The sequence below is a fragment of the Roseovarius salinarum genome (genome assembly GCF_002834145.1).
Classification (GTDB): Bacteria; Pseudomonadota; Alphaproteobacteria; order Rhodobacterales; family Rhodobacteraceae; genus Roseovarius; species Roseovarius salinarum.
In genome coordinates this window covers 573,311-583,068 of record NZ_PHNT01000001.1, presented here as the reverse complement: position 1 = coordinate 583,068, position 9,758 = coordinate 573,311, and the positions used below count along the sequence as shown (strand labels likewise).

13 protein-coding genes, 1 tRNA gene and 1 pseudogene are annotated in these 9,758 nt (G+C 63.3%); 6 read left to right on the top strand and 9 right to left on the bottom strand.

Annotation, left to right across the window (positions count from 1 at the left end; translation table 11 throughout):
* Nucleotides 1-106: 106 nt before the first annotated feature.
* Entirely contained in the window at nucleotides 107-1,516 is a 1,410-nt protein-coding gene (locus CEF10_RS02985; RefSeq protein WP_157932950.1) for a site-specific DNA-methyltransferase, read from the bottom strand.
* A 379-nt stretch (nucleotides 1,517-1,895) separates the two neighbouring features.
* Between CEF10_RS02985 and CEF10_RS02980 the strand changes: the two genes are divergently transcribed.
* Nucleotides 1,896-2,189: a hypothetical protein gene (locus CEF10_RS02980; protein WP_157932949.1), complete on the top strand. Its 294-nt coding sequence runs from the start codon at nucleotides 1,896-1,898 to the stop codon at nucleotides 2,187-2,189.
* Nucleotides 2,179-2,538 (top strand): annotated as a pseudogene (locus tag CEF10_RS17460) (relaxase/mobilization nuclease domain-containing protein); the annotation flags it as partial. The gene CEF10_RS02980 and the pseudogene CEF10_RS17460, both read left to right, overlap by 11 nt.
* Before the next feature lie 120 nt (nucleotides 2,539-2,658).
* Here CEF10_RS17460 and CEF10_RS16825 read toward each other — a convergent pair.
* Nucleotides 2,659-2,976, bottom strand: a complete 318-nt coding sequence (locus tag CEF10_RS16825) for a hypothetical protein (RefSeq protein ID WP_157932948.1) — start codon at nucleotides 2,974-2,976, stop codon at nucleotides 2,659-2,661.
* An 88-nt stretch (nucleotides 2,977-3,064) separates the two neighbouring features.
* Between CEF10_RS16825 and CEF10_RS02975 the strand changes: the two genes are divergently transcribed.
* From CEF10_RS02975 to CEF10_RS02970, 3 genes are all read left to right on the top strand, one after another.
* Nucleotides 3,065-3,487 carry a hypothetical protein gene (locus CEF10_RS02975; protein ID WP_157932947.1) on the top strand — a complete coding sequence of 141 codons (423 nt, stop codon included), beginning with the start codon at nucleotides 3,065-3,067 and terminating at the stop codon, nucleotides 3,485-3,487.
* Complete coding sequence (locus CEF10_RS16820; RefSeq protein ID WP_157932946.1) at nucleotides 3,484-3,750, top strand: hypothetical protein; 267 nt, start codon at nucleotides 3,484-3,486, stop codon at nucleotides 3,748-3,750. Before CEF10_RS02975 ends, CEF10_RS16820 begins: the two co-directional genes overlap by 4 nt.
* A gap of 374 nt (nucleotides 3,751-4,124) precedes the next feature.
* A complete protein-coding gene (locus CEF10_RS02970; RefSeq protein ID WP_232796378.1) occupies nucleotides 4,125-4,310 on the top strand; it encodes a helix-turn-helix transcriptional regulator in 186 nt (61 codons plus the stop codon).
* A 135-nt stretch (nucleotides 4,311-4,445) separates the two neighbouring features.
* On the opposite strand, the gene CEF10_RS02965 is transcribed toward CEF10_RS02970, so the two are convergent.
* From CEF10_RS02965 to CEF10_RS02940, 6 genes are all read right to left on the bottom strand, one after another.
* Nucleotides 4,446-4,520 (bottom strand) — tRNA-Phe (locus tag CEF10_RS02965).
* 78 nt (nucleotides 4,521-4,598) lie between these two features.
* Entirely contained in the window at nucleotides 4,599-4,790 is a 192-nt protein-coding gene (locus CEF10_RS02960; protein ID WP_101065949.1) for a DNA gyrase inhibitor YacG, read from the bottom strand.
* The gene (locus CEF10_RS02955; RefSeq protein ID WP_101065947.1) at nucleotides 4,787-5,827 is read right to left on the bottom strand and encodes a ribonuclease E/G; all 1,041 of its coding nucleotides are present in this window, start codon (nucleotides 5,825-5,827) and stop codon (nucleotides 4,787-4,789) included. The genes CEF10_RS02960 and CEF10_RS02955 overlap by 4 nt, the downstream gene beginning before the upstream one ends.
* Nucleotides 5,824-6,402, bottom strand: coding sequence for a Maf family protein (locus CEF10_RS02950; RefSeq protein ID WP_101065945.1), 579 nt, complete (start codon nucleotides 6,400-6,402; stop codon nucleotides 5,824-5,826). Before CEF10_RS02950 ends, CEF10_RS02955 begins: the two co-directional genes overlap by 4 nt.
* A gap of 19 nt (nucleotides 6,403-6,421) precedes the next feature.
* The gene (gene infA / locus CEF10_RS02945; protein WP_005978431.1) at nucleotides 6,422-6,640 is read right to left on the bottom strand and encodes a translation initiation factor IF-1; all 219 of its coding nucleotides are present in this window, start codon (nucleotides 6,638-6,640) and stop codon (nucleotides 6,422-6,424) included.
* 84 nt (nucleotides 6,641-6,724) lie between these two features.
* Nucleotides 6,725-7,615: a carbon-nitrogen hydrolase family protein gene (locus tag CEF10_RS02940; RefSeq protein WP_101065943.1), complete on the bottom strand. Its 891-nt coding sequence runs from the start codon at nucleotides 7,613-7,615 to the stop codon at nucleotides 6,725-6,727.
* Between the two features lie 414 nt (nucleotides 7,616-8,029).
* Between CEF10_RS02940 and CEF10_RS02935 the strand changes: the two genes are divergently transcribed.
* Nucleotides 8,030-8,908 carry a DUF2189 domain-containing protein gene (locus CEF10_RS02935; protein WP_101065940.1) on the top strand — a complete coding sequence of 293 codons (879 nt, stop codon included), beginning with the start codon at nucleotides 8,030-8,032 and terminating at the stop codon, nucleotides 8,906-8,908.
* On the opposite strand, the gene map is transcribed toward CEF10_RS02935, so the two are convergent.
* Entirely contained in the window at nucleotides 8,899-9,735 is an 837-nt protein-coding gene (gene map / locus CEF10_RS02930; protein ID WP_101065938.1) for a type I methionyl aminopeptidase, read from the bottom strand. The two genes, CEF10_RS02935 and map, sit on opposite strands and share 10 nt — an antisense overlap.
* Nucleotides 9,736-9,758: the final 23 nt, after the last annotated feature.

The following is a 9,758-nucleotide window of genomic DNA, read 5'->3' as shown; positions in this document are numbered from 1 at the left end:
CCGGCCGCGACCGGCCGTAGCGTTTCACCCATGCGTGCGTCCGTGGCTGTCGGCGGATTTTTTCAACACCCTGATTCTACGGCACTTTCGGGCGCACGCAACCTCATCAGCCCGATTTCGGTGAATAAGCCGGGGTGACGATGAGTTCCCCGTCCTTCACCGCCTTCTTGATTGCGTCATATTCGTGGCGGTGGAGATTTTCGATCTTCTCGACCTGTTCTGTGAGCTTCTCAGCATTTTTTAGTTTCGTCCATGTGAGCCTCTCTTTGTACAGCTCTGTGTTGATAACACCAGAATACGGGTAACCTGAAATTACTCGACGGATGCGTTCGGCCGTGACCTTGTCGGCGTAGTCTTCCATTTCAACGAGAAGAAACCGACGATTCCCCTCGTCACGCGCGTTTGCCTCAAGGACAGCGTGCCCTGTCGTTCCTGAACCGGAGAAGGAGTCGAGTACGATCGAATCGCGCTCAGTAGATATTTCAAGGATACGTCCAATTAGTCCGATGGGTTTTGGTGTATCGAACGAACTTTCACCAAAAATCCTTTTGATGAGCGCCTTGCCTGTTCGCGAGCTTCCGACCTCTTCATGATACCAAATGGTACCTGGCGGGCGCCCACCGCTCGAGTCGGCGTAGATACGGAAATACGGGACCCATCCTCCATCGCCTCGGTCACGCCGCCACTCGATCCGGCTGATTTCAGCTTCAACTTTAGTACGGCTCCAGCGCCAAGCTCCATCCGAACCATCTTGCCTGATGGGGAACACCTCTTTTCCATCGGGGTCCGTCATCGCAAAATATAAGTTGGGCCGAGCCTCACGGCTATCGCCTTGTCCACCCATCGCGCGGAGTGGTTTCAGATAATAAGGCCTGCCATCCTCAGACCTAAGATTGTAGTGATCGGGCAGGTCTTCCTCCTCAGCTTCAAGCCGCTGAAAAATCATTGCATCCGGGCTCTTTGCGAAGGCGATAAGAAAATCGTGGCTTGTGGAGAATACCTTGGCGTCCATCCGAGGACTGTCCGACTTTTCCCACACAAGGGTGCCGAGATGGCATTCCTCACCGAATATTTCATCCAGCATGAGCTTTGCTCGATGAGCCTCATTCCCGTCCAAGGTCATCCACAATGTACCCTCGTCTGAGAGCAGATCGTGCAGCAGCCGCAGCCGCGGCCACATCATCGCGCACCACTTGTCGTGGCGCAGACCGTCCTCGATCCCGATCGGGTTCGCCTCCAGCCACTCCCGGATCATGGGGGCGTTGACGTTGTCGTTGTAGCACCACCCTTCGTTGCCGGTGTTGTAGGGCGGGTCGATGAAGACACAGTCCACCTTGCCGGCATAGGTGGGAAGAAGGGCCTTGAGCGCGTGCAGGTTGTCACCGTGAATGATCAGGTTGCCGTCCAGCGCCGGCTCGCCGATCCCCTTCTCCGGGTGAGGTTCGAGAGGTCGGAAGGGGACGGTCAGATGATGGTTCCAGACGAACTCCTTGCCCTTGAAATTCAATTCGGTCACGCGCCGCCCCCTTCGCTGCTCTGGCCTTTCCGACCCATTCGCGGCGCAGCATCGCAGGTTCGCGCGGCTGTGGCAATTCGTGACTGCGCCGTTGGTGGCCGTTTCAAAAGTCAGATCGGCCCGTTTCGCGTGTTTTTCGGTGACTGGATTTGCTGGGCATAAAAGTCGTAAATATGAACATCATAACAAGTTCTGCAATTCATAGCCTGCGCACGATACAGGCTTTTCCGGCAATTTATCCCGGGTAAGTCCTGCACGAACTAAAAGGGCAAATGTTACAAATGCAGAAAACGACGACTGCAGTACGATAATTGTGGACAACTGCTTTCTTCGGACAGGGCAGATGTCCTACATGATATTCCAACGATGCGGGTATATCATGACGAAAAAGACAGTCGCAGTACGATTTACACCAGACGACTTCGCGGCGCTTCAACGCCGGGTTGTCCGGCGCGGGTACAAGAAGAACGAGCCCTTTTTGCGCGACGCGGCGCTCGGCCGGTTCGGTCGAGACTGCGCCGACGGCCACGCCGGACTGCGACACGACCTGGTCACACTGCTGAATGAGGCCGTGCAGCAAGTTGACGACAACGAGGTCCGGAAGCGCGTGCTGCGCGCGGCACGACGGATCGAGCGTGCCGTGATGGCGCTGGAGGCGCGGGATGAGGATTGACCTCCGGCCAGTTCCCCTGACACAGAGCGTTGTGAGATATCCGATGCGCGGTGGCCAGCTTATCAGCGCCAGCGTCTTGATCGACCGGCCAAGGGATGTCCTGCAGAGATTCCGGGACCACCACGCACGCCACGCGACAGGCGAAAATCCGGAGTTGTTGCACGCAACTGTTTCGCTGGCACCAAATCAGCGGCTCACGAAAAAGAGATGGAAAAGAGCGCTTTCCTTTATTCTAGATCGGCTCGGCGCACCGCTTCACCAACTTTGTTATTTCGCATTTCGACACCTGGATCAGAAGATGGACCACATTCACCTCATGTTCAGCCCATTTTCGATTAATGGACGCCGCCTTTATCCAAGGATCCCGTCTGACCGATATGGTCTTCAGAATGAAGCCGCACGGAGAGCTGGCTTGCCAGTTCCATTTCCCGATGGACCCAAAGCTCCCGTAAAATTACAAGCACCAATTTCAGGGCGCGCATGGCAGAACGATGATCATCATTCCTGTGCAATTCGCAAAATCGGCCCTGCGCTTAATAATATTCTGAATGATCATCGACCCGTATCCTGGCAGGCATTCTGCGAGAAATGTTCGCAAGAAGGTATCGATGTCGAAAAGCGCTATCACCCCGGAGGTCCGATCGGCGTAGTTTATCGCACGGACATTATTGAAGAAACGCGCCTCTCCCGAATGACGCGAACCTGCCGCGTGAAAGGCAGGGATGTCGGTCGGCAATTTGGCTTCCGTGGCTTGATACTGAGGCTTTCTTTTCTCCGTGCTCTTCAAGAACGGGAACACGGCCTAGCGCTTTCGCAAATCTTCGCCGCTGCAGAACCCAAGCATATCGACCAACTAACAAAATGGAGACACGCAAATGAGCAAGCCGCCATCCGAAGCAAATATAGATCAACCGGAGATGCAAGACGCACTGGAAAACCTGTATCGGATGACGCAGGAGCTGGAAACGCTGGTACACAGGCTAGTTCCGGTCGTGGACGATCTCGAACAGATTCCGGACCGGTCACAAAAGCTGATCGAGCAACTTTTTCAGTTCCTCAGGGGCATTCAGGCCCTTCAGACGCAGACCACATCGGATCTTTCGAAAGCACACGAAGCGATGGCTCAATTGACCAACCGCTTGGAAGCGCTGGAGGCGGCCCAGCAAACCCGCGATCAGCAGATGAAGGACTTGATACAGGTCGTAAAGGAGCGCGAAGCGTCACAAGGGAAGTTGGAGAGCAGGGTAAACGCGCTGATCGAGTTGCTGAATCAGACAGTCAGCCCGAGCTTAACTTGATCCATTTTCTGTCTGTGATCGCGCAGCCGCGGCCGGAGGCGAAACAGGGCTTGCGCGCCTCTCGAAACCGCGACGGCGACATCCTGTTGATCGACGAACACCGAAAGCCACGTCTTCGGGTGCGCTCTGCCCAGATCGAGGCGATAGAAGACGAAGATCTCGAACTGGCGAGGTCGATTGTTGATGATCTCGGTGGGAGATGGACAGTCAACGAATTGGGCCGCAGTGAACCCGGGGATGAAACGCCGTCTCCTTTTGACTGAGGCCCTCTGGCCAAGCACCAGGTACCTCATGGCTTTTGTAAGAATCCTCCGGCGGCATCACCGAAGAGTTCAATGCGTGCCTGATCAGCGAGCCGGCCGGCCGAAAGCATCAAAACAAGCGCCGGCCCGGAAACGCCATATGACGAGCTGGCATACTGAGGAAACCCCTTGTCCGAAGAGTGATGCCCGCGAATGAAGAGATAACAGCGGTTAACGCGCTTTCCGTGATGGAAATCGTTACCAGGGGGACCATAACCTGCTGCTTATCCACATTTTACTGAAGGAAAGGGCCAGACAGTCGATGCCGTGTCCCATTGCGGCATGGTAAACTCTGAGCAGAAAAGGAGCCTACCATGTCCCAGATGCCAAGACTCATGAACCTCAAGGAAACGGCCGACTTGCTAAGCGTGTCGCGAGCCACGCTGTACCGTATGCAAAAGCGCGACCCTCGGTTTCCGCCGCCGCTGTATTTGTCGCCGGGCTGCGTCCGGTGGCGCGAAGACCAAATCCATGCCTATATTCAGCGCCTGACGCCGACCATGCCCGACGACCAAGAATGACGCCAATAAAATGATCACAAACACGTGAGGTCTCGATCAAAGAAAATCTGTTGCCCCGGCGTTGCCCAACATGGGCTTGCACCAGGAGTCAACTCAGCGGCCTGTAAAATTATTCTTTTCTTTCAAATATTTAAGTGGTGCCCGGGGGCGGAATCGAACCACCGACACGAGGATTTTCAATCCACTGCTCTACCCCTGAGCTACCCGGGCACGGGGAACGCGCTGGCGTTCGGGTGCGCGCGTTCTAGGCGAGGGCGCGCAGGGTGTCCAGAGGGTCGGCGGAAATTTTCAGTTCGGCCACTCGGGCGTCTCGTCGCGGGCCAGCAGAGCTTCCAGCGCCGCCTCGGTGTCCTCCGGGTCGGTCGACGGCACGGCGTACCCGCCGTTCAGCCACTTCGCCAGGTCCACGTCCGCGCAGCGGCGCGAACAGAACGGTCGGTAGCGGTCAGCAGCAGGATGTTCGCAAACGGGGCATTTCATCGCGGCATCACCTCACATAGCGCGATCCTGTCGCGTTTCCTGTGCAGTTCGAAATGGCCCAGCGGCGTCCAGCCCGCAAGGGCGGTTTCCACCCCGTCGGTGCGCAGCGCGCCGCGCAGCGCCTCCTCGAAGCGGCGCCGGTCCTTCTTGGGCATCGGCGCGGTGTCGATGGTCACCTGCCCGGCCAGGCCGCGCAGGCGCAGTTCACGCGGCAGCGCCTTCGCGGCAGCGAGGTTGGCCTTCATGCCCGCGGCCGGCGAGGTATCGCCGCCGGTGTTCACGTCCACGGCCACCAACGCACGCGTCGGCTCGACCGCCATGCTCGCGCCCGCGCCCAGCGACACGACAGGCTGCCCCAGCGCCTCGAGCGCATCGAGCACGCCGTGGCGTGCGAAGGCGCCCGTTTCGCCATCGACCTCTGCCGGGGCTGTCCATTCGCGCCAGGCCAGCTCGTGTGGTCCGTCGCCCTCGGTCAGTTTCTCGGGACTTTCGCCTTCGGCGTCGCCCAGCACGGCGCCCGACAGTTCCGCCATCGCGCGAATGTCGCCGGTGATCCCCTCCGTGTCGCCGCCCGCGCAGGCCGATCGCAGGATCAGGCCCATGTCTTCGCGCGCCGCCGGGTCAAACGCACCATGCGCGATCTCCAGCAGGCGGTCGCGCTCGGTCTCGTCGCGGATCGCGCGCGAGACGTTCACGCCCGGCGCCCCCGGCGTGATGATGGCGTAGCGGCTCTTGAACAACAGCCGGTCGGTCACGGGGATCGCCTTGCCCGGCTCCGCGTGGCCGGACACCTGCACGAGCACCGCATGCCCCGGCGCCAGCCCCTTGACCCGGCGCAAGAAGGCCGGGCCGTCGGGCGTGCGCAGGAACATGCCGCCCTGCCCCTTCACCGGCCGATCCGCGATGGCGCGGAAGATCGCACCGGGGCGCGGCCGGTCCTCGGCGTCGAGAAAGAGATCCTCCAGCCGCCCGTCAACCACAAGCGCGGCCGCCTCGGCCCCGCCCAGCGCATCGAGCGCGATCAACCGCCCCTTCATGGCCCCGCCCCGAGAACCGGGTACCCCGCCGCCTTCAACAGTCCGGCAGTCTCGCACAGCGGCAGCCCCACGACGGCGGTGAACGATCCCTGCACCCAGGGGATCAGCGCGCCGGCGGGGCCCTGGATGGCATAGCCGCCCGCCTTGCCCTGCCAGTCGCCGGTGGCAAGGTAGGCAGCCAGTTCCGCCTCGTCGAGGCGTTTCATCCGCACGGCGGTTGTCACGTCGCGCTGCCAGAGCCGGGCGCCGCGGCGCACGGCGACGGCAGTGTGCACGCGGTGTCGCCGTCCCGACATGGCGCGCAGGAACGTCTCGGCCTCGGCCGCGTCGGCAGGTTTTCCCATGATCCGGCGGCCCAGCGCGACGGTGGTATCGGCCGAGAGCACGACCGCGTTCTCGCCGGCGTCCACCGCGCGCGCCTTCTCGCGCGCCATGCGGACACAATACGGCCGCGGCGTCTCGCCCCGGCCTGGCGTCTCGTCGATGTCGGGGGGGCGTATGTCGTCGGGCACCACGCCGATCTGCGCCAGCAACTCCCGCCGGCGCGGGCTGCCCGATCCGAGGATCAGCCGCATCGCGACACTGCCGCGACGGTTACTTGAAGCGATAGTTGATGCGGCCCTTGGTCAGGTCGTAGGGCGTCATCTCGACCTGCACCTTGTCGCCTGCCAGAACCCTGATTCGGTTCTTGCGCATCTTGCCTGCCGTGTGCGCGATGATTTCATGGCCGTTCTCGAGCTCGACCCGAAATGTCGCGTTCGGCAGGAGCTCCTTCACGACACCGGGAAATTCGAGCGTATCTTCCTTGGCCATGGTCTCTCCTGCGTTGGTGACACCGCCCCGGGGGCGGAATGGCGCCCTAAATGGGCTTATTCTCTGTTTTTTTCAAGGCCCCGTTTACTGCAAGGGGCAATGTGTGACCTGCGTGTCGCGCCCCGATTGCTCTGCCCAGTGCGCGCAGCCGCGCACCCCGCCCTCGGCGCGCACGCGGGCCACCGCGGCCGCGTCCACCTCTGCCATGCACCAGCCCGGCCGGTTCAGGTTACCCGCCGCAAGCACGCCCGTCGGCGGGAACCCGGTATCGGGCGGCCCGAACACGCCGCCGGTGCCGGTATTCTCGTCCACCGCCGGGCACCACGCCGCGTCGCCCACCGTCGACGCCATCACCGTCACGCACTGTCCCTCCAGCGCGCGCGCCATCGCGCCGACGCGCACCCGCCAGTAGCCCGCCAACGCCTCGGTGCACGACGGCACGAGGATGATCTCGGCCCCCGCCTCCACCAGTGCCCGCCCCAGCAGCGGGAACTCGGCGTCATAACAGATCAGCACGCCGATGCGGCCCAGCGCGGTGTCGAACAGCCGCAAGGCCCCGCCCGGGGCGATGCCCCATTCGTCACGTTCGAAGGGGGTCATGATCTGCTTGTCCTGATGTCCCCGGCCGCCGCCGGGGGCGAAAAACCCTGCCCGGTTCACGGCGAACGCGCCCTGGGCCGGATCGAACACCGGACCGGAAGCCGACAGGATGTGCACGCCGTGCCGGGCCGCCAGTTCGGCGTGCAGGGCGTCCGCATCGGCCATGCGCGCCGAAACCGCCCGTGCGGCGGCCTCCAGGTCGCCGGCGGCATCGGCCCCGGCCAGCATCGCCAGTTCCATCGCCCCGTACTCGGGAAAGACGAGAAGGTCCGCGCCTTGCCCGGCCGCGTCCGCGACCCACGCGCCGATCTTCGCGGCGTAATCACCCCAGCGCGTCAGGGGCTCCATCGGGTAGGCGGCCGTCGCGATCCTCATGGGCTCCCCCTTCGCCGCCACGGCCCGTAAAACCGTGCCGGCCCTTCACCTTGGTCCAAATACTCCCGCCGGAGGCACTCCGAAAGCCCGGCCCGAACACCGGTCTCCGCCGGGGCGCGACACTCGCCGCGCGCGGCCCGAGGTCGCGGGCCAACGCCCGCGTCCGAGACACCCTGCGCGCGGCGCAGCCGCGCACCGCCTAACAGCGCCGCGCCCGCTCTATGCCCGCGTCGGCGGCAGCGCAAGGGTGGCGCCTCTCGGCGATCCCGTGATCGTGCAAGGAATCGTGAAAACACCCGGCCCGGGGAACTGTTACACTCGGCCACGACAATACCGCAACCTGCCCCGGGCCGCCGGGCGCAGTCCTCTGTGCCGCAAGCCCGGGCCACGCTTGCGTGACAGCAGGAGGATACAATGGTCAAGACAATCGGAAACCCGCTGAGTTGGGCCGCGGGCGCGGTGTTCGGCACCGGCCGCAGCCTGGGTGACGCCGCCGAAGCCATTGGCAGCCACGAGGCCACCCCGCCCGAGGTGACGCGCATCGGCATCGGCGACATCCGTGAGGCCCTGCGCAAGGGCTACGACGATTTCATGCACTTCCGCAGCGACGTGATGTTCCTGGTGGCGATCTATCCCGTGATCGGCATCTGCCTGGCGGTGATCGCCTTCGACCGCGCGCTGGTGCCGCTGCTGTTCCCCCTGGCCGCGGGTTTCGCCCTGCTCGGGCCGGTGGTGGGCGTGGGCCTTTACGAGATGAGCCGCAGGCGCGAGGCCGGCGAGGCCATCGGCTGGGGCGCGGCCCTGTCGGCGCTGCGCGCGCATGTGATCGGCCCGGTGCTCGTGCTGGGGATCTACCTTCTGGTGCTCTTCATGCTGTGGATGTTCGCGGCCTATGCGATCTACGCCGCCACTCTGGGTCCGCAACCCCCGGCCTCGGCGATGGCCTTTGCCAGCGACGTTCTGACCACGCCCGCGGGCTGGACGCTGATCGTCGCGGGGCTCGCCGTGGGCTTCGTCTTCGCGGTCATCGTGCTGGTGATGAGCCTGACGTCCTTCCCGATGCTCATCGACCGGCGTGCCGGGCTGCCGGTGGCGGTGGCCACGTCGGTCAAGGTGGCGCGGAAAAACCCGGTCTCTGTCGCCTGCTGGGGCCTCGTGGTCGCGGCCCTGATGGCGCTGGGCACCCTGCCGTTCTTCCTGGGCCTGATCGTGGTGCTGCCCGTGCTGGGCCATGCCACCTGGCACCTCTACCGCGCGGCGGTGCCCGCGCGGGGCTCGGCGCCTCAGCCGTAGGTCGGGTGGAACCGCCCGGCGGGGGAAAGCGTGAAGATCTCGACCCCGTCGGCGGTCACGCCGACCGAGTGTTCGAACTGGGCCGACAGCGACTTGTCGCGCGTCACCGCCGTCCAGTCGTCCGACAGCACCTTGGTTTCCGGGCGGCCGAGGTTCACCATCGGTTCGATGGTGAAGAACATGCCCTCCTCGAGCCGCGCGCCACTGCCGGGGCGACCGTAGTGCAGCACGTTGGGCGGGGCGTGGAACACGCGGCCGAGCCCGTGCCCGCAGAAATCGCGCACCACCGACATCCTGTGACCCTCGACATGGGTCTGGATGGCATGGCCGATGTCACCGAAGGTGTTGCCCGGCTTGACCGCCTCGATCCCGGTCATCAGCGCGTCGTGGGTCACCTGGATCAGGCGTTCGGCCTTGCGGCTGTGCTTGCCGGCCACGTACATCCGGCTGGTGTCGCCGAACCAGCCGTCCACGATCACGGTGACGTCGATATTCAGGATGTCGCCATCCCGCAGTTTCTTGTCTCCGGGGATGCCGTGGCAGACCACGTGGTTGACGCTGATGCAGCTTGCGTGCCGGTAGCCGCGGTACCCGATGGTGGCCGATTGCGCCCCGGCGGCCTCGATCCTTTCCTCGATCAGCCGGTCGATCTCGCCCGTGGTCTGGCCGGGGAAGACGTGCTCGGCGATCTCGTCGAGGATCGTCGCCGCCAGCCGGCCGGCGCGGTGCATGCCGGCGAAATCCTCCGCCGCGTGGATTCGGATGCCGTCACGGGTCACGCGTCCGGGGTGCTCGTCTTTCAATTGGCCGCCTCGTTTCAGGATCATGCGCCCTATTTAGGCGAAAGCGC